Annotated in this window: 18 protein-coding genes; 7 read left to right on the top strand and 11 right to left on the bottom strand. The window is 39.5% G+C overall.

The genetic code is table 11. The features are described 5' to 3' along the window. Positions 1-4: 4 nt before the first annotated feature. From prfB to DFQ04_RS05575, 10 genes are all read right to left on the bottom strand, one after another. A protein-coding gene (prfB, locus tag DFQ04_RS05620) for a peptide chain release factor 2 (protein ID WP_133553518.1) occupies positions 5-1,112 on the bottom strand; the annotation gives its coding sequence in 2 pieces (ribosomal slippage) (positions 5-1,051 and positions 1,053-1,112; 1,107 coding nt in all). A gap of 66 nt (positions 1,113-1,178) precedes the next feature. After that, positions 1,179-1,691, bottom strand: coding sequence for a hypothetical protein (locus DFQ04_RS05615; protein WP_133553516.1), 513 nt, complete (start codon positions 1,689-1,691; stop codon positions 1,179-1,181). A 46-nt stretch (positions 1,692-1,737) separates the two neighbouring features. Continuing rightward, entirely contained in the window at positions 1,738-2,805 is a 1,068-nt protein-coding gene (locus tag DFQ04_RS05610; protein WP_133553514.1) for a branched-chain amino acid aminotransferase, read from the bottom strand. A gap of 61 nt (positions 2,806-2,866) precedes the next feature. Beyond that, positions 2,867-3,415: a cob(I)yrinic acid a,c-diamide adenosyltransferase gene (locus DFQ04_RS05605; RefSeq protein WP_133553512.1), complete on the bottom strand. Its 549-nt coding sequence runs from the start codon at positions 3,413-3,415 to the stop codon at positions 2,867-2,869. A gap of 61 nt (positions 3,416-3,476) precedes the next feature. After that, positions 3,477-4,193: an ABC transporter ATP-binding protein gene (locus DFQ04_RS05600; RefSeq protein WP_133553510.1), complete on the bottom strand. Its 717-nt coding sequence runs from the start codon at positions 4,191-4,193 to the stop codon at positions 3,477-3,479. A 69-nt stretch (positions 4,194-4,262) separates the two neighbouring features. Beyond that, positions 4,263-7,028, bottom strand: coding sequence for a tetratricopeptide repeat protein (locus tag DFQ04_RS05595; protein WP_133553508.1), 2,766 nt, complete (start codon positions 7,026-7,028; stop codon positions 4,263-4,265). Positions 7,029-7,030: 2 nt separating this feature from the next. After that, a complete protein-coding gene (gene gatC, locus DFQ04_RS05590; protein WP_133553506.1) occupies positions 7,031-7,318 on the bottom strand; it encodes an Asp-tRNA(Asn)/Glu-tRNA(Gln) amidotransferase subunit GatC in 288 nt (95 codons plus the stop codon). After that, positions 7,315-8,067 (bottom strand): lysophospholipid acyltransferase family protein, encoded by a 753-nt coding sequence (locus DFQ04_RS05585; RefSeq protein ID WP_133553504.1) that lies wholly within the window; start codon positions 8,065-8,067, stop codon positions 7,315-7,317. The genes gatC and DFQ04_RS05585 overlap by 4 nt, the downstream gene beginning before the upstream one ends. 1 nt (position 8,068) lies before the next feature. Then, positions 8,069-8,446, bottom strand: a complete 378-nt coding sequence (locus tag DFQ04_RS05580) for a globin domain-containing protein (protein ID WP_133553502.1) — start codon at positions 8,444-8,446, stop codon at positions 8,069-8,071. A gap of 26 nt (positions 8,447-8,472) precedes the next feature. Further along, complete coding sequence (locus DFQ04_RS05575) at positions 8,473-9,819, bottom strand: NfeD family protein (protein ID WP_133554368.1); 1,347 nt, start codon at positions 9,817-9,819, stop codon at positions 8,473-8,475. 176 nt (positions 9,820-9,995) lie between these two features. Here DFQ04_RS05575 and DFQ04_RS05570 point away from each other — a divergent pair, with 176 nt between their 5' ends. From DFQ04_RS05570 to DFQ04_RS05560, 3 genes are all read left to right on the top strand, one after another. After that, positions 9,996-11,180 (top strand): LysM peptidoglycan-binding domain-containing protein, encoded by a 1,185-nt coding sequence (locus DFQ04_RS05570; RefSeq protein WP_133553500.1) that lies wholly within the window; start codon positions 9,996-9,998, stop codon positions 11,178-11,180. Positions 11,181-11,326: 146 nt separating this feature from the next. Next, positions 11,327-11,881 (top strand): hypothetical protein, encoded by a 555-nt coding sequence (locus DFQ04_RS05565; protein WP_133553498.1) that lies wholly within the window; start codon positions 11,327-11,329, stop codon positions 11,879-11,881. Positions 11,882-11,885: 4 nt separating this feature from the next. Continuing rightward, the gene (locus DFQ04_RS05560; RefSeq protein WP_133553496.1) at positions 11,886-12,653 is read left to right on the top strand and encodes a TIGR02757 family protein; all 768 of its coding nucleotides are present in this window, start codon (positions 11,886-11,888) and stop codon (positions 12,651-12,653) included. Between the two features lies 1 nt (position 12,654). Here the strand turns inward: DFQ04_RS05560 and msrB are convergent, their stop codons facing one another. After that, on the bottom strand, positions 12,655-13,074 hold the full coding sequence (gene msrB, locus DFQ04_RS05555; RefSeq protein WP_133553494.1) for a peptide-methionine (R)-S-oxide reductase MsrB: 420 nt from the start codon (positions 13,072-13,074) through the stop codon (positions 12,655-12,657). A gap of 282 nt (positions 13,075-13,356) precedes the next feature. On the opposite strand from msrB, the gene DFQ04_RS05550 reads away from it, so the two are divergent. The 4 genes from DFQ04_RS05550 (at position 13,357) to DFQ04_RS05535 (ending at position 19,754) form a co-directional block, all read left to right on the top strand. Then, entirely contained in the window at positions 13,357-16,026 is a 2,670-nt protein-coding gene (locus DFQ04_RS05550) for a LuxR C-terminal-related transcriptional regulator (RefSeq protein WP_133553492.1), read from the top strand. Between the two features lie 243 nt (positions 16,027-16,269). Further along, a complete protein-coding gene (locus DFQ04_RS05545; protein WP_133553490.1) occupies positions 16,270-17,538 on the top strand; it encodes a DcaP family trimeric outer membrane transporter in 1,269 nt (422 codons plus the stop codon). 33 nt (positions 17,539-17,571) lie between these two features. Then, a complete protein-coding gene (locus tag DFQ04_RS05540; protein ID WP_133553488.1) occupies positions 17,572-18,336 on the top strand; it encodes a hypothetical protein in 765 nt (254 codons plus the stop codon). Positions 18,337-18,398: 62 nt separating this feature from the next. Continuing rightward, the gene (locus tag DFQ04_RS05535; RefSeq protein ID WP_133553486.1) at positions 18,399-19,754 is read left to right on the top strand and encodes a serine hydrolase domain-containing protein; all 1,356 of its coding nucleotides are present in this window, start codon (positions 18,399-18,401) and stop codon (positions 19,752-19,754) included.

Below are 19,754 nucleotides of genomic sequence, written 5' to 3'. Positions count from 1 at the left end.
TGAGTTAATTTTGATCCTTATTGGCTTCTTCTTCGCTTTGGGCCAGAAGGAAGGCTTTCATGAATTCATTCAAACCTCCGTCCAATACACTTTGAGCGTCTGAAGTCTCATAACCGGTTCGGTTGTCTTTCACCAACTTGTAGGGATGAAGGACATAGTTTCGGATCTGAGAACCGAAATCTACCCGAAGTTTCGAGGATTCAATTTTGGCGATTTCCGCATTTCTTTTTTCCAACTCCATCTGATAGAGTCGGGATTTTAGCATCTGCATGGCTTTCTCCCGGTTGGCTAGCTGAGAACGCTCAACCTGACAAACCACCACGATACCGGTTGGCTTGTGGGTCAGCTGAACTTTGGTTTCCACCTTGTTTACGTTCTGACCTCCGGCACCTCCTGAACGGGAAGTATGCAGTTCCACATCGGCCGGATTGATTTCGATCTCAATCGAGTCGTCCACTTCCGGGTATGCATATACCGAAGCAAAGGACGTATGTCTTCTTCCTCCTGAGTCAAAGGGTGAAATTCTTACCAAGCGGTGAACTCCTGTTTCGGATTTCAAGAAACCGTAGGCCAAAGGTCCTTCAAACTCCAAAGTAGCTGATTTGATACCCGCAACTTCCCCAGGCTGAACGTCTACTTCTCTTACTTTGTAGCCGTTTTTTTCTCCCCACATGATATACATACGCATGAGGATTGAGGCCCAGTCGTTACTTTCTGTACCACCTGCACCTGGATTGATTTCCAAAACCGCATTGAGTTGATCTTCCTCTGCGGAAAGCATTTTCTTTAATTCCAATGCTTCCACGGTATTTTTTGCCTTCAGGTATTCAGCCTTGATTTCCTCTTCGGTCACTTCTTCTATGCTGTAGAAGTCGTACAATACCTCAAGGTCCTGAATAATTTTATCCAGGTTTTCAAAATCACTGGTCCAAGTCTTTCGAGCTTGGATTTGCTTCATGGTTTTTTCTGCCTCTTCTGGGTTATTCCAGAAGTCTGGCTGGGCCGAAACGGCCTCTAGATCTTGGATTTCTAATTTCTTCCGATCGTAGTCAAAGATACCTCCTCAAAGCCGAAGTACGGGCTTTCAAGTCTTTCAGTTGTTCTGAAGTCATCTGTCTAGTTGAAAATTTAGGTTGCAAAAGTCCGAAAAAAAATGCGCTTTTACCAGCTTTCCTCAATTAATCCAAGCGCATCAGAATGATTTGCGCACGGTTTCCATTCCCCTGTTTGAATGTCTTGTATCGAAGCGGAAGCATAGCCAATCCAGTGCCGACTAAAATGCCCGAAACTGTGGCTACGCCTCCATCTATTTGAAATTTTTCGTCTTGGTAAATACTGTTGATTGTTTCTACTCCGATCAGTAATATCCCTGAGCCCAAAAATAAAGACGACAAATTCCTCAGAGTGCGATTTCTGGGATCTTTGTTCCGGATATCAATTTCCACAAGGTCATCGGGGCTTAGAATATTTTCAGTCAAATAGATGAAGTCTTTGTCGAATTCGACAATTCTATCTGTCACAAAATAGTCAAGCTTTTTGCTTTTATAAGTCAGGTCTTCCCCGACATAATAGCGGATTTGGGTTTTCTGATTTCCTCCTCTTTTAAGCAATAAAAAGTCCTTGGATTGAGCCAAGGAAATGGTTGAGGTGAGAAAAAATAGAAAGCAAAGTGCTTGAATCGTTTTTGCCATAGCCTAAATAAAAGAAAAACGGGAAGTTTCCTTCCCGCTTATTCAATTAAATTTTTACGATCCAATGGTGAGGATCTTCAATTTCTCCGTATTTGATGCCATCCAATTCTGCCAAGACCTTGTGGGAGAAAGCTTCTGGGCCTTTTGAAGGCATGGTGTAGTCTTTTCCTTCAATATTGATTTTAGCAATATGGGCGATTGTAGCTGCAGTTCCAGTACCAAAAGCTTCTTTCAAAGTTCCATTTTCAATGGCCTCAACCAGTTCAGAGACGGTCAAAAATCTTTCTTCAACTGGCTTTCCCCAATCTTTTGCCAATTGTAAAACTGAATCTCGGGTGATCCCTTTAAGGATAGTTCCAGTATGAGTAGGTGCAGTAACCAAGGTTCCGTTGATGTCAAACATCACATTCATGGTCCCGCTTTCTTCGATTTTACTGTGAGACTTTCCGTCTGTCCAAAGTAATTGATCGTATCCCGCCTTTTGCGCCTGCAAGGCAGGATAAAGAGAAGCGGCATAATTACCTGCAGTTTTTGCAGCTCCTGTTCCTCCTTCCGTTGCTCTTGTCCACTTGGTTTCAACTTTCACATTGACTGGCTTACTGTAATAGGCACCAACTGGGCAGGTGAAAATGATGAATTTGTAAGTATCAGATGGTTTTACCCCAATGTAGTTGTCCATAGCAAACATGAATGGACGGATGTATAAGCTTGAACCTTTTCCGGTAGGAACCCAATTTCTATCCAAATCCACCAATTGAAGGAGTCCTTCCATAAAGATCTCTTCAGGAATTTCAGGCATGCACATTCTGGCAGCTGATTCATTCATTCTTCTGGCATTGGCATCCCCTCTGAAAATCAAAATTTCACCCTTTTCATTTTTGTAGGCTTTCATTCCTTCAAAAATGGATTGTCCATAATGAAGTGCCGCGTTTGCAGGATCAAGCTGGAGAGAGGCATAAGGTTCGATACGTAAATCGGTCCATTCCCCATTGACGTAATCGGCAACAAACATGTGATCAGAAATCACTTTGCCAAAGGCTAAATTTGAAAAATTGATTTCCGGGAGCTTTGATTTTGCGATCTTTTTAACCGGAATAGCTAATGAAGTTTTCATTTTCTTGGTATCTGAGGCACTGTAGCCGGTAAAGGGAATTATTTTAGGATATTGAGCGGGATTAAAGTCTTGGCTTCCAGGTGACCTCTTCCACATTGAGTTCTTGAGCCATTTTTCGACCCAAGACAAAAAGGTAATCGGAAAGTCTATTTAAATATTGGATGATTAAATCGTTCACAGGTTCATAAGAAGCAAGTTCAACCACGATCCTTTCTGCTCTTCTGCAGACTGTTCTGGCTAAATGAGCGAAAGACACTGACTGATGTCCACCAGGAAGAATAAATGCCTGCAATGCGGGTAATTGTGCATCCATGATGTCCATTTCCTGTTCTAAAACTTCTACATCTTCCGTATGAAGGTCTGGCTTTTTGACTTTGTCTTTACCCGGAACTGTAGCTAATTCTGCTCCAATTGTGAATAGGCGATCCTGAATTTCCTTCAGAAAATCTGCTCTTTTTTCATTTACCTCCTGATCTCTCAAGAGTCCCATGTAGGAATTTAACTCGTCGATCGTTCCGTAAGCATCAATTCTTAAGTCTGATTTAGGAACACGGGTACCTCCCAAAAGTGAAGTGATTCCCTGATCTCCGGTTTTAGTATAGATTTTCATTTCTTCCTCGAGTCAATCTCAAGCAAAAATAAGAATCTATTTTGATAAAAAGGGGATAAAATCAAACGTGAGCAGCTACTCCGCGGGTTGGATTCGGATTTAATTTGTCTGTCTCCACCAAACCATCCCGGAGTCTGACGATTCTATGTGCATAATGTGCAATGTCGTCTTCGTGAGTTACCATGATGATGGTATTGCCTTTGGAATGCAGTTCATGAAAAAGCTCCATGATATCGTGAGAAGTTTTGGAATCCAAGTTACCAGTAGGTTCATCCGCAAGGATGATACTTGGGTCATTTACCAAAGCTCTGGCAATGGCCACTCTTTGTCTTTGACCACCGGAAAGTTCATTAGGTCTGTGCTTAGTTCGATCACCAAGACCGACGTTTTCCAAAGCCTTAAAAGCCATTTCCTCTCGCTCTGCTCTGCTGTATCCAGCATAAACTAGAGGTAAGGCGACATTTTCCAGGCAAGTTGCTCTGGGTAAAAGGTTGAAAGTCTGGAATACGAATCCGATTTCCTTGTTTCTGATTTCAGCCAACTCATTTTCACTCATATCGCTGACGTCTTTTCCTGCAAGGATATAAGTTCCTGAGGTAGGGGAGTCCAAACATCCGATGATATTCATCAGGGTTGATTTTCCGGAACCTGAAGGTCCCATAAAAGCTACATATTCTCCACGGTCCACATTGATACTTACTGATTTCAGGGCTTGGATAATTTCAGAGCCCATTTTGTAGGTTTTGTTGATTTCGTGGGTTTCAATTACTCTGCTCATAGAAAGAGGAGGCTAGGTTAGTGGTTTAGTTTTTCGAAAGTCTAATGTGGAAAAATACGAGGAAATCTCCTAATAGTTCTCCATTTGGAGTTTTTCAATTTCATCCCAAGTCATCCAAGTGCTCATTTCTTGGATGGCTGCAGCGGCATAATTGTCCAATCCAATCCGCTTGGCTGCCTGAACTTTTCTGATCCAAAGCAAAGGGTCTCGGTTGAAATCACTCGCTGCGTTGATGGTTTCATATTGGCCAAGTGGATCGCTGACCCGATCAGCTGCACTCAGAACCAAAGGGGTGAAATACGGATTTGCAGTCAATTCCTCACTTACCCCTAGGAATTTTGTGAATGCCAACAAGGATTCCTTATTGGCCCAATCCGGATTGGAAAGAAATTCTTGAAGCTCGATATCCCGATCTGTCTTACCTTTTAGAATTGCCCCAATTTCCTGAAGCTGGGAACGCGTCAATCCATGAGCTTTTTGGGCCAAAAGTTGAAAAGCCAATTCGGGTTTTATAGGTTCAGAAGCAATGGATTTCCAATTCTCAAATGCTTTTTCTGGAAGAAGTTTGTTGAAATCTTTTAAAATCAGAGAATCAGAAACTGAGATTGGAATTCTTGCTATGTTGAATTTGTCTTTGATTCGATTTGCATCTTCTTCAAATCCTCCCAATTCCAGAATAGAAAGCAAACTTGGATTAAAAGCTTGGAATCCCTTCTGCTCAGCCACAATCAAATCCTTTCCAGCTTTTTCAAAATCAAGGTTTTGTGCTTGAATTTTAGCAGTAAGCTGAAGGTAATAGGCGGCATCTCCTGGATTTCTAAAGGCCAAACCATTTAGGTTCTTCACTGCTTCCATCACTCGGCCGGCACCCAGACTTCTTAAGGATGCAGATTCCTGAAGCTGCATGGTGTAATCCAACATTTCGGGCATCCTAGCCAAAGAATCCAAATTCTTTAAATCCTGAGTAGGATCTTCATTATTCCTTTCAGTGATCAGGTTTCTCCAAGCCGCATTAATCAGCATGGGAGAAGTGGCCTTGTTTACTTGAGCTTTTAAGGATTCGGTAAGGCTTGATTCAGGGGTTTTACCGCTTTTTCGAATGGCCGCCAATTGGTTGATTTGTGAAATGAAATCACTTTCAGATTCTGAAAGATTCACTTCCAAACCAAGTTTGGATTGAAGCGCAATCCAATTTGAACCTGCAACAGGATCTGAGCTAGCCTTACTTTCCAGGATTGATTTTGCCTCGTCAAACTTCTGAGTCAAGGTGTAGAAGAGTGCGAGATTATTACTTAGGTAGGGGTTTTCAGGGAAAAACTTAAGACCCCTTTCTAGGTAATAAATCACCTCAAAGGGTTTATTCTCCCTGTTTAATCGATCACAAAGCAAAAGGATATTGTCCACTTGTGGAGCCTCAGAGAAGCTTTGCTCTAAATGCTCCTTGGCTAGAGTAGGTTGATTAAGTTCGAAAAGAAGTTGTGCAGTCAGGAACTTTGCCTTGGGATTGTAGCGGTATTGATCCCAACTGTTTTCATATAGAATACTCGCTTCTAGCTTTTTACCAGTTTGGTAATAGTAGTCGCCTAGCGTATTGGTAGTGAGTGAGTTAAATTGCGCAGCAATAATGGCCTCCAAATAGATAGTAATCACCAAGGTTCCGATTATTCCTCCGATTCTCAAGTGATAATAGGGTAGAGAATAAGGCTTAAAAAGAATCCGATGAACAGCTTTACCAGTATTCATCACATTCAAAAAATTACTTATTAAGTAGATGAAGAAAAATAAGGAAAACGCCATTTGAGAATAAACCAAAAGGTGTTTGACCATTTCTTTGGCTGGCTGATTTGCTGAGATTTGAATTTTGCCTAAAAGCCAAAGCAAAACAGCGAATCCCAGAATATAGAGAAGCCGGATTTTTGAAGGGCTAGCAGCTAAATTGGGCTCTTGAAGAATCTTTTGATTGGTAGAAAACCAGCCTAAAACTCCTATCGGGATGACCAGGAAGAGAGGGGAAAAGATCGGAAAGGGGATATTGACTTCGCCTTTTAAATCCAAAAGCAATCCAATCAACAATAGGAAATAAATCACTCCTAAAATGGTGATCTGAATCGAGATTTTGGTGCTTAGGTTTTGGTTTGCTTTGGCGAGAAGCACATAAATACCGGATAGAATGGCATGTCCTTGCCAAAATATCCAGGCCAAGGCAAAACCCAAGGCGGGGACAATTGCTTGTTCTGCCAGATAAAGCCCTGGATTTTCTACCGGGCTTAATTTGATTAAGGCCAAAATGGAGCCCAAAAAGGGCAATAGAATGCTAAGCCATCTCACAAAAAAGCGTGCCTGAGTTTTCCAAACATGAAAATAGATCACAGGAATAAGAGATCCCGAAATCAAAATCAGTAAAGGGTAATTGGAACTTGGGCCTCCGATGTTTAATCCATTTACATTGGAAAGAGTCAGTAAAACAATCCATCCTAGTCCAGTGCCTAGAAATGGGAATTTCTGGAAATAGGAAAATGAAGTCAGCGCAGTGACAGCAACCAAGAAAAAAGCGATCCCAAATAGGTAGGATTCGAGAATGGTAAAGGCAGGCGCGATTGCTTTGAATTCCTGAAAAACAATGAAATTGTCCAATTCAATTGGGATAGAAAGATTCCCCAAAGAGACTTCAGTAAATGGCACTGCTACTGTATCCAAAAAAGTAGCGGTGGTGAAGCTGGGGTAGGAATTTGGGTGAAGCCAAAAAGAATAGGCGGCAAAAAGCCCTCCCGTCACTAAGAGCAAGAGGGCTATTCCAAATCCTAAAGAACTGGTAAAAACAGATTTTTGACTCATTATTATTCCAATACCTTTGGCACTCTGAAATAGTCAGAATCTCTCTTTGGAGCGTTTTTAAGCGCTTCATCATGGCTCATATGCGTTCCAACTTTGTCTTCTCGCATGTCATTTACCTCGGAAGACATGGTCGTTAAGGGTTCCACATTGGAGGTATCCACTTCATTGAGCTGCTCCACCCAATCGAGAATTTTGGACATGTCTTTTGACATTTTCTCAGCGGAATTTTCGTCAAATTCCAGCCTTGCCAAATGCGCAATTTTTTTAATTGATTCTTTATCGATTTTCACTGTTCGACAGTTTTTTGAAAAGTATTTTCTTTTAAGCCGTTATCCAGAAGAAGTTGATTTTGAATTACTTCAAAACACTGATTACTCAGCTCCTCTTCCGAACCAAAATCTTTTGGGAATATCGGCTCATGAATGACCATTTTGGCCGCTTTACGATGGAGAAGTAATTTCCCATCGTCGGGTAAAATTAGATAATTATAGGACAAGGTGACCGGAATTATTGGGATTTGTTTCTCAATAGCCAATCGAAAAGCCCCTAATTTAAAAGGAACCATGAACGGAGGGTTTTTGGTGTAGATACCTCCTTCGGGGAAAAGAACAATCCCACTTCCGTTTTCCAGAGCTTCTCCAGCCCGCCGAACGGTTTCAGCTCTGCTTTTTACCCGATCTCTGTCTACGGCTATGTGCAGTTTTTTGAAATAGTAGCCAAAAAGTGGAGCCTTTCTGATGGAAGCTTTACCGACGAAAAGCACGTCTCCAGGAACAAATCCCATCATAGCTACATCCAAATAGCTAAAGTGATTGGCAAGAAAAATATAGGGTTTGCCTTTTTCCAATTTGGCTCGGATATCCATTTTAACAGGTAAAAAAATCAGGTTGAAATAGGTTTTGGCCCAATATCGGTTGATTTTTCTGCCAAATTTTTTCCAGCCAGGCACCCAAATGCAGACTAGAAAAAAGGGAAAAATCACCAGAAAACTCAAGGCGAATAAAACTCCAGAATAAGAGGTGTAGATTTTCTTTCTCATCTTATTCCTGATTGATCATATGGTTAGCCACTTTGATGAAATAGCCCATCATCAATTCCTTTACATTGGGATCTAGATTCAAATTATCCAAAGCAGAAAACATGGAATTAAGCCAATGATCTCGAAGATCCGGATCGATCGCCCATTGCATATGTCTGAGTCTAAGTCTAGGATGGCCCCGTTCTTCTGAATAAGTCTGAGGTCCGCCAAAAACCTGAAGCAGGAACAAAAAAAGCCTTCTTTCCGCTGGTTTGAGGTCTTTTTCGGGGTAGAGTTTTCTCAAGGCCTCGTTCTTTTCCACTTCTTGATAAAAGTGGAAGGTGAGTTGCTGAATTTTCTCCTCACCAATCAGCTCATAGACGGACTGAAATGGGTTCATGCTGCAAACTTATCAAAAACAAGAATTCAGCCTTCCCATTTTTTCACTTTCAGAGATGTCCCTTCTGTGGAAATCACCACAATTTCTTCTCCTTGGTCTAGAAATTCCCCACGGGAATACGCATCGTAGATTTCTCCGTCAATTTCGATTTTACCGCTTGGTCTGAGTCTGGAATGAACCTTTCCTGTTTTTCCTAGAAGATCATCCGAATAAAAACTCGACGTATAGCCTTCTGATCGATTTTGAGTGGTCGCTAAAGTTACCGCTCGAAAAGCTCCCCATTGGTTTACTTTTGGTGTCAACCAGAAAACTAATCCAACTGATGCTAAGGCGGCCAAAATTACCGTAAGCAGGGCAGCAAAAAGTTGGGAAGCAGGAACGAAATCAAAGTTGAAATCCTGATTGGGAAGCATTCCCAAAACCAATCCGGCCAAGATGCATACAATCCCCAAAACCCCGAATATCCCAAATCCCGGAATGACAAATAGCTCCAAGGCAAGCAGAATTATCCCTGCTCCGAAGACGATGATTTCCCAGTTTTCGGCTAATCCATTTAGATAATAAGGTATGAAATAGAGCAGGGTTGCAATGATTGCAGCTAAAAGAGGAAATCCAACTCCGGGAGTTTGAAGCTCAAAATAGATTCCTCCGATGATGATTAGGATCAAAACTCCGCTTATCGCTGGACTTAGGAAAAAGGAGATAATGTTTTCAATCATTCCTTCTTGGTAAGCCAATACCTCAGCTTCTTCGAAGCCTTTAGCTTCCAAAATCGATTCAATGGAGTCAAATTCTCCATCACAAAAACCAAATTTAATGGCCTCCGAAACAGAAAAAGTAATGACGGAACCAGCCTCGGTTACTCCTTCGATTTCAATTTTTTCATCCACCATGGCCTCTGCGATTTTGGGATCTCGACCTTTGGCTTCAGCTGTACTTCGCATCATGGACCGCATATAGGATTGATACTTGTCAGGCGCAGCGGCTCCATCTGTTCCATTTACAACCGTGGCTGCTCCAATGCTGGCTCCTGGAGCCATATAAATGCTGTCACAGGCAATTGAAATCAATGCGCCTGCTGAAGCGGCGTCTTTATTGATGAAAACATAAACTGGAATTTCTGATTCCAAGAGGGCTGTACGGATTTCATCTGCATCCGTGACAATTCCCCCATAGGTATCCATCTCGATGATGATCAAGTCTGCCTCAGCCTGTTTTGCTTCATCCAAAGCCATTTTTACCCTACGGTTCATGGCAGGATCGATGTCTTTGTCAATCTTAAAAGTGAATACCTTTTCTACTTTTTCCTGAGAAAAAACAGGAAAGGAATTGAGAAAAAGCAAAAGTAAAATCAGGGGTTTGATAACTCTCATAATGTCGTAATTCATCGAAAAGATAAGCAGGAGGGAGTCAAATCGCTAATTTCAGTTGGGATTTCCTATTTGCGAAAGCTAGGTTCTGGTTTTATATGCCCCTGAAAATTTTAGCATAATTCTTGCCTTTGAGAGATTGCAAAAAGATTTGCTTGAGTTTAAAATTTTCTAAGCCTATGAATAATCGAATTACCTCATTTTGTTCAGTTTGTTGTTTCTTCCTGTTTATCAGTTTATTCAATGGGAATTTGGCGAAGGCGGAAGAGTTGATTTTGGGAGATTCCATCGGAGTGGAAAAAGTAGGAAACAAAACTTTTATCCTTCACCAGGTCACTCAGGGAGAAACTCTTTTTTCAATCTCCAGACGATACAGCGCATCTGTAGGGGAAATTCAAAGTGCGAATGAAAGCTTAAAGCAAGGCCTGAAAACTGGGCAGACGATCCGGATTCCTTACGTCACTTCTGCTCAAGCTCCAGAAGGAGGTTCAATTCATAAGGTTTCCCCCGGAGAAACTCTTTTCTCTATTTCTAAAAAATATGGAGTAACAGTAGATTCCCTGAAGCAATGGAATAAGCTCATGGGTAATGATTTGAGTGTGGGACAGACTTTGGTGGTCAAAGAAACTGCTCCTGAACCAACTCAAACTGTGGCCGCTCCAGTGACTGTAGCATCAGTTTCCACAGTTTCTTCCACTCCTCAAGAAAAGCCCAAAACTACACCAGAAGTAAAAAAAGAGGAGAAGAAACCTGAACCTAAACCTGAGCCTGAAAAACCAAGACCAACTCCAGTAAAAGAAACAGTACAAGAAAAACCGGTGACCAAATCCGCTCCAATAGTTCCTGGAGAGTGGATTTCTCATACCGTCAAACAAGGCGAAACCCTTTTCTCCATTTCTAACCAATACAACTCTAGCGTCGAAGACCTGATCAAATGGAATGCCTTAAGCTCCAATAATTTAAGATCAGGTCAAGTAATCAAAGTTGGACGGGCTCCAGAAGGTCCGTCCACAGTACCGGTAATCGGAGAGCCAAAAGTTGCGGCTTCTACTGCAGAAATGAACGTGGAGCCAACCATTGAAAACACCTCCGGTGGATTTAAAAACATCAAAGAAAACGGACAGGCAGAAGTAATCGAAGGAACAGGAGGACATAAAAAGTACTTGGTTCTTCATAGATCGGCTCCGGTTGGCAGCATCATCCGAGTAAAAAATGAGGAAAATGACATGACGATATTTGCAAGGGTAGTAGGTACCCTGCCTGAGACCGGGGATAATTCCAAATTGGTGATCAAACTTTCCCAGGCTGCTTATGATCAGCTTCGTGCCGTAAATGCAAGATTCCCTGTGGAGGTTTTGTATTAAAAATGAAAAATCTAATTCTTAGCCCTTGGTGACAAGGGCTATTTTTTTGTCCCGACTTTTCAGATTTGATGATTAAAATCAAGGTCTGGGTTAATTTTTTGCCATTCTTAATCTCTAAGGGTACCTTTGTCCAGAGAAATTTCCTCATGAATAAAGTCCAGCTCTTCTTCCACTACCTTTTCAGATTTATCTGGAATGCGATTTTTATAATTTCTTATCCAATCTTGGCGAGTTTTGGATTGATTTTTATCGGGTTGACCTTTCTCTTTTCGAAAATTTCCCAACTCCTTACCCGTCTAAAGCCTGAAGGAAAAAAAGTAATCCTTAAAGAAAGCGAATGGGAGGTACTTCCTTTTTCCAATGAACTTCTTGAAGCCAAGTTGGTCAAACAAATCATGTTTGGCCCCTCTGGTTTTGCTTTGAGAAGAAAAGATGGTGTTCCTTCTGTTTTGGGTGACTTTGTATTTGGAAAGAAAATCAGAGTCATCGAAGAAGGGTTGATTTTGGAAAAATGGAATACCCTGGAATCTAAGGAAATGCCTGATTTCGACATTTGTTTGTACAACCCCGATGAAGATTCTCTTCGCTCCTTGACTCAGATTCGATCTTTTGATTGGCATGTATCCGAAAAAGTGGAAAATGAACTTTCCTTCAAATGGTTTGATGGAACTCAAGGAGGAGAAGTAAAAGTGGCGCTTTGATCCGATGGAGGATTTGAAGGAGTTTCTGGATTTTAAAGTCAATCAGTACAATCAACCGGGATTTATCCCCAATGATCCTATCAGTATTCCTCATCGTTTTTCGAAAAAGGAAGACATTGAGATTTCGGGCTTTTTTGCTGCCATTTTAGCTTGGGGCCAAAGAATAACCATCATCAATAAGTGCCTTGAATTGTTTGAATTGATGGAGAATGCTCCACATGATTTTTTGGTGAATCATCAGGAAAAAGACTTGATTCGATTTCTAGAATTCAAACACAGAACATTCAATTCTACCGATACCCTTTATTTCATCCATTTTCTTTCTTGGTTTTACAGGAATCATCAAAGTCTGGAAGAAGCTTTTCTAATCGGGCAAACAGGGGATGTAAATGCTATGGAATCCATCTTGACAAAATTCCATGAAAAGTTTTTTAGTCTGCCAGATGCGCCATCAAGAACCAAAAAACACATTGCCACACCAGCCAGAAAAGCCGCCTGCAAGCGGATCAATATGTTTTTGAGATGGATGGTGAGGTCTGACGAAAATGGGGTGGATTTTGGGATTTGGAATCGGATCAGTCCCTCGCAACTCATTTGCCCCTGCGATCTGCATGTAGACCGGGTAGGAAGAAAATTGGGACTAATTACCCGAAAACAAACGGATTGGCTGACAGCTTTGGAATTGACCGAAAAGCTAAGAGAATTGGATCCAGTAGATCCTGTGAAATATGACTTTGCGCTTTTTGGTTTGGGGATAGAGGAGAAATTTTAGGCTATTCCTCTTTTTTGAATCCCATGCTCACGGAATTGATGCAATAACGGATTCCGCCTTGATCTTTGGGTCCGTCAGGAAATCTATGTCCTAAATGCCCTCCACATTTTCCACAAAGAATCTCTTCCCGGATCATGAAATGGCTGTAGTCCATCTGTACATCTATGGCCTCAGGTCTGATGGGTTCTGTGAAACTTGGCCATCCACAACCGCTATCATACTTTTTGGAGGAGTGGAAGATTTCATTTCCGCACCCTTTGCATTCGTAAATTCCAGTATCCTTATTGAGGTAATATTGTCCTGTAAAAGGTCTTTCGGTCCCTTTTTCTCTCAAGACATGATAGGAAGTGGGATCAAGAATTTCTTCCCATTCCTGTTCAGACTTTTGTACCTCGTAATTTTTGGATTCTTTCTTTTTCATAGATGAATTGAAAACCCATTTTTGGACTAGAAAGTTTACTTTGATTTAAATAGTATACCTGATTAATTTTGGCTTAAAGTATTATTCCACTATCTCTGTATTCCCTGAAATAAGCCATTGATTTCAAAGTTTTTAATGGAAGTTCAAAAATTTGTTTCCCTCAAATACTGAATAAATATGTACAAATTAAGTCACTTGGAAAAGTTGCCCGATTTTTAAAGTAAATTGAGTGTCTGTTATGGCTAATTTTTTATAAATTCAAAACTGATTAATTAAGATTTTATGTTTTTTGCGAAATTCCGTAAACCACTAATAGATAGCCATTTTGTTGTTAAAGAGGACTTGATCATGAAGCTTTCGGATATTGAAAAAACGAAAGTATTACTGGTTAATGCTCCAGCTGGATATGGGAAAAGCTCATTTGTAAGTTATTGGTTAGATCGTCAAAACCAACCCTATTCCTGGATTTCAATTGAAAAAAAAGACGATCATTTTAGGGTTTTTTTGGAATATTTTGTCAAATCACTTGACCAAAACGTCCCTGGATTATTTAAAAAAGTTGAGGAAATATTTCAATCTACTAACCTTCCCCAATTAGAGGTAATTTGTCAAGAACTGTTGAATCATCTTGAAATTAATTCTTATCGATTTAATTTAATTTTAGATGATTTTCATTTGATTAAAAATAAGGATATACATGAATTGATTTCATGTTTTATTAAGTATAAACCTGATAATATTCGATTAGTACTAATTAGTAGGGAACTCCCAGAGTTAAATCTAAGCGAATTTTTTCTTAAGGGGGAGTTAGTCCAAATAACTCAAAAAGACCTAGGATTCAACATAGAAAACATTAACTCACTTCTTAAAAAAAATGAATTAACCGGCTGGTCAAACAGTGAAGTAGAAAAATTACATATTCTTTCAGAGGGTTGGATTTTAGGCATCAATTTGATTTTGAAAGGAAAGAAGTCTAATTCGGAAAATCAAAATTTGAAATATTTTTTAGATTCAAATCTGGATTTTTTTAACGAAAATTTTTTAACTGAGCAATTGAAAGGAATCGATGCTAGATTGTTGGAATTTCTTCTTGTTTGTTCCATTCCAGAGCAATTTGATTTTGAGTTGGCTAATAAAATTGGCAAGGAAATACTCAATTTAACTGAAACAGAAACTAATCTGTTTTTCAGTGAACTCAAGCAATTCAATCTTTTTTTCATTGGCTTAGATGGAGAATCAAATCTGGTAAAAATCCATCACCTGTTTAAAAACTATTTTTATAATAAACTTAGAAAGCAATTCGAAAAAGAAAAGGTCAGGAAGGTATATCAGGTAATCTGTGAATGGTATATTGATAATAATGCTGTAGAAGATTCCATTCATTATGCATTGGAAGGGGAGTTGTATGAATATGCTGCACGTTTGATAATTCAAAATAGATTTTTTGAAATCAATGAAAATAGACTTTGGAAATTGGATTCTTGGGTAAAGGCACTACCTGAAGGACTCAGAATTTCAAGGCCCGAACTAATTCTCTCCCAGCTACCGACTTTAATTGAAGAGTTTAAAATCCAAGAAGTTGTCTATTCAATTAATCTTTGTGAAAGATTGCTAGAAGGGCAGGAGGGGACTGAGCTTTTCGCAGAATTAGCAATTTATAAATCGTTTTTATCTACTTGGATTTTTACTGATCCCCAAAAAGCGCTAAAGGAGTTTGAAATTGCAAAAAAGATTTATCTTAAAAATGATGTTTTTCTTGCCCGATACTGTTTTTATAGATCCGTATCTCTTTTTTTTCTAGGGAAAAAAGAGGAAGCAATAAGAGAACTGGAGGAAGAGATTCTTAAATGCAGCTGGAATATGAAGGGGCAATTGCAGAAAATTAGAATATATCTTGAACTATTGGACGCAAAATTCCTGGAAGCTAAATCACTTGCTTTTGAAAAGAACCAAACCTTTGGAAAAAGTGAAGGTCCTTATCAGAAAGGATGGACCAATTACACCTTAGGAAATATACTTTTGCAAATTGGAGATGTTGAAAAATCTATTCAATTCTTTTCTGAATTGCTGGAAAATAAATGGCAAATCTTGCAACGCTTAGTTGTAGACACCTTTAGCGGGTTAGCAATTTCTTATTCACTTAAAGGAGATAATCAAATTGCCCAAAAGTATTTAGATGATTTAAAAGTGTATTTAAGTGAAAATGACCTAAATCATTTTTTTCATTTTCATGAATCAACAGAGGCTAGGATCTGCCTTTACAATAGGGAAAATAGTGTTTTGAATTGGTCAGAAAACTTCAATGCTCCAATTCATCTTGGGGAGTTTCACTTTTTGATTGAATCCCCATTTCTAACATGCCAAAGAGTCAAAATATGTTTGGGTTCTCAAAATCAGGTTTTGGATGGAATAAAGAACCTTAATGTTCTAAAAACGGAATTGTCAAAATTCAATATAAACTATCATGAGCTAGATATATTGCTTCTTTTAGCAATAGGGTATTCGAAAATAGGTGAGCCAAACGAAAGTGAAAATTTTATCAAATTAGCACTGGAAGAAGTCCGGATTTCGAATCAGATGCGTGCATTTTTTGAATTGAGAAAGGAATTAGTTCAAGTGAAGGATTTTTTTACCAAATCTGAATTTGGGAATGAAATTTTTTCAAAAATCAATAGTTTTAAGTTAAATCAAACTCAAGAAACTCTCGCTTACAGTATAAACCACACTCATAGTATTTCAAAAAAAGCGGGAATTATTTTTAGTATCACTGAACGGGAAATGGAAATAATTAATGCCGCAGCAAAAGGATTGCGAAATAAGGAAATAGCTGAACTTTTAAATGTCAGTCCCGAAACAGTAAAATCACATTTGAAAAATATCTTCAAGAAACTTGGCACCAATAACAGAACAGAATTATTGAATTTTGTTCATGAAAGCAGTTTAAACAATTAAACAAAATTATTTTTCCGGCTAAAAAAAGCCGATAGGCGGCAATAAAATCCCCCATTTGGGGGATTCTTTTTTTGATAGGCTGTCTTTAATTTCAACATAAATGTATTTCCTCCTATGAAGAGATGATCAAAATTCTATTCCAGATTGAAAGTTTTTAGAGTTTTTGAAAATTCATTTTTGAGATTTTATCTATAGTAGAGGTAAGGTCAGGTAGTCGGAAATTACAATTTTAAGATTTTGGATATGAAAAACCTGACTGCTCAAAAGTTCCTTGCCTTGCTTATCTGTATGATTTTTAATTCCTATGCTTTTTGCCAAGTACAGGATTCAGTTTCAAGGGATTCTATCAATCTACAGCAAAGAATTATTCCTGCAGGAGATATCAGAGAAGCTTCACCTTTATTAACGGGATATGATTTAGTTAACGATGCCTTCCCTGGGTCTTGGCCAATGTTTGGGACAAATTTACGAATGAAAGTTGGGGGGTATTTTAAGGCTGATTTTATAGGAGATCTTGATGGGACCTTAGATAAAACACAATTTTTAATGTCCACGATTCCAGTAGAAGGGACTCCTGAATTCGGTAATAATGGATATATCCATTTCATGTCTCAAGAAACTCGTTTCAATATCGATGTTCGAAGAACAGATGGGAAAGTTCCACTTAAACTATTTATTGAAGGAGATTTTTTTAGTTCTACCAATCAATTTCGTTTGAGGCATGCCTACCTAGTGGCAGGAGATTTCATTATCGGACAAACATGGACCACGCTTTCTTTTCTAGAGTCATTGCCCTTTATGATCGATTTCGCCGCAGGGGATGCATTATTTGGAGGAAGAACTACCCAGATTCGTTACCAAAAGACTATAAACAGCAACTTAAAAATCTCAGCTGCTTTAGAAATGCTACCCTTCTTAGGGATAGAAAATCCAGATCAACTTCCCGGAAAAGCAACCTTGCAGGCTCCTCTTTTTGCTATCCGATCCGACTACAGTTGGCAAACGGGACTTCTCCTTATGGGGACAAGTATCGCACAGCTTCATTGGGACGGAGGAGATAGCGGTCCATCCGACAGTGATGTGCAATTTGATGTGATCGTTGCTGGTCGTCAATATTTAGGGAAAAACAACTATTTCACTTGGAATGTGACCTATGGAAATGGATCAGGTGAAAATATTATGGCTTTTGCAGGAAGTAATGCAAATGCTGTCCTTAGATCGGATGGTAAACTTGAAACGATGCCTGCATTTGCTTTTGTAGGAGGATATATGCATAAGTGGTCTGAAAAACTTTCCTCGAACCTTGCTTACGCTTATGGTTGGCTCGACCCACCACCATCTCGAGATCCTTATTCTCTAAAAAAGGGAGGAGTGGGCCACGTGAATTTAATATGGCATCCTATTACTCATCTTTCTAGTGGAATTGAATACATGTGGGGTGCCCAAAGAACAACGAATGATGCACTTGGTAAAGCTGGTAGAATTCAAGCGATGGTAAAGTTTGATTTCTAATCAGGTTTTAAGAATTAGTAAAAGATCAGTTATATGAAATTATTAAAATGGAGTCTTATCATGACATACTTTTTGGTTTTAGGAACGCAGATAAAAGCTCAGCAATTTAATTCTGATAATTATCTAACCATGCCACATGGTACTGGAACTTTTATCCTGACATACGGGGAGAGAAACGCTACCATGTATTCTGTTTTTGCTTTGAAGCCCAGATTTGAATTAAATGTTCAAGCCAATCTTTTTTGGGAAAATAAGGACCAACCTACCAATCGATTTACCTCAAATATTTATGGTAAGTATATGTTTTGGGTTAATAAAAAAAATAACGGAGGAGGAGCTGTTTTTTTGGGTATAGGGCAGTCGAGAGGGTATTATTCAGAAAGCACTTACTCTGCGATGCATAAAAATTATTGGACTGCAGTCCCCATTACATTCCCCTTATTTCATGACAATGTTTTTTTGGATTTAATGCCCGGAGGACTAATTGATTTCGATTATGGGAACTCAAAAAAAACAGCCCTAGGATTTACTTATAGTTCCAGATTGGCTATTTATAAAATCATTCCACGCTCAGCAATTGTAGGAGAGGTTTATGGTACAGCCGGTAAGGCTAATTCTCCAGCTGAATATAAGGCAGGTATTCGCTTTGAACCCAATGACTTTGTGGTAGTAGCTGCTACATATGGTGGACGAATCGATGGAAATAAAGCTTCAGGATTTGAACTAGGCCTGATGATTTTTACCCCTCAGTTTCTCAAAAAAGACTTTATAAAAAACAACGACATAAAATATGATTGATTATGGGAAAAGCATCAAGCTTTCCCAACTCCAATTTCAAAAACATCTAGAAATATAAATATATGAGAACCACATTTTTCAAAACAACTGGAATGTTTGCAGTCCTAGTTTTCGGGCTGGCATCATGCAGTGAAAAACCAAAAGAAGCCATGAAAACTACTAAAAGCTCAGGCGTAAAATATGCGCCAGAAGAAAACATCTCATCGACTCGTCCAATAAAGGAAATCCGTGATATTTTTTCTTTTTTTCATACACCGGCAAACATCGTCCAAATACAGGTTGCCAGTGAAAAGACCGAATATGCCTGGCAGAATATTTCTGCGTTCCAATACACCATGCAAATTCATAGAGATGGTCCAATAAGCGAATTGCCTGAAATGATCGATCCAAGTATAGGTGATATCACTTTTACTCGGCCAGGAATGGAGCAAGAAACTGTGGAGCAGCATTTTAATTCGAGTACGATGGATGCATTTATGGTTCTTCACAAGGGCAATATTGTGTATGAGCAATACAAAACAATGCGGCCTTTTGACCAACACCAGTGGTTTTCATGTAGCAAAGTTATACCCGGTACTATGGTGGCATTATTGGCTCAGGAAGGGAAAGTTGATATTAAGAAGCCGGTTTCCGATTATGTTTCAGAATTAAAAGGCTCTGATTGGGATCAAGTAACGGTGGAGGAGACATTGGATATGGCTACAGGCCTGAATTCAACCGAACATGAGGAGCCAAACGATGACGCCCGCGTCAATCCAGAAAGAGGCTGGTACAAATGGGCAGTAAGTATTGGCTTATTTGAAGATAAGGCTAACCTCAACCAATCTCCTTTTGATGTGCTCAGAAGCATGAAAAAGGTGAAGCCTGGCCACTCAGCATTTGAGTATAACTCCATCAACACGTTTGTGCTTGAGTTGATTGTAAATGAAGTATCTGGCAAAATGCTTAATGAATTTTTTGGCGAAAGAGTGTGGCGCAAAATAGGTGCTCAGAATGATGCACTTGTTGGAGTGACGAAATATGGTCTCGGAAACGGATGGGGTTTTGTAAATACCACACTTCGTGATATGGGTCGATTTGCAATGCTTTTTACTCCTAGTTGGAATAAGATCAGTAAGGAACAAGTCATCCCTGACGCACTTCTTCAAACTATTCAGCAAGGTGGATATCCTGACATTTACCTCAACGGCTTTGTAGGAAAAGAAATGCAAGAGTCATTCCCGGAAATCAAGGGTCTGAAAAATCACTACCAATGGGATATTGTCTTTCCGGATGGTGACATTTTTAAAGCAGGTGTAGGTGGTCAAGGTATGTACATCTCGCCTTCAGCTGATGTAGTTGTGGTGTTTTTTAGCACTGGAAAACAACAGGAAGAAATTATGGCCAGGGCCATTGTGAAAAGTTTATCCAAGAAATAA

It is taken from the genome of Algoriphagus boseongensis (assembly GCF_004362805.1).
Lineage (GTDB): Bacteria > Bacteroidota > Bacteroidia > Cytophagales > Cyclobacteriaceae > Algoriphagus > Algoriphagus boseongensis.
Note: the sequence above shows the minus strand (reverse complement) of the source record. Positions and strands in the feature narration are given on the sequence as shown.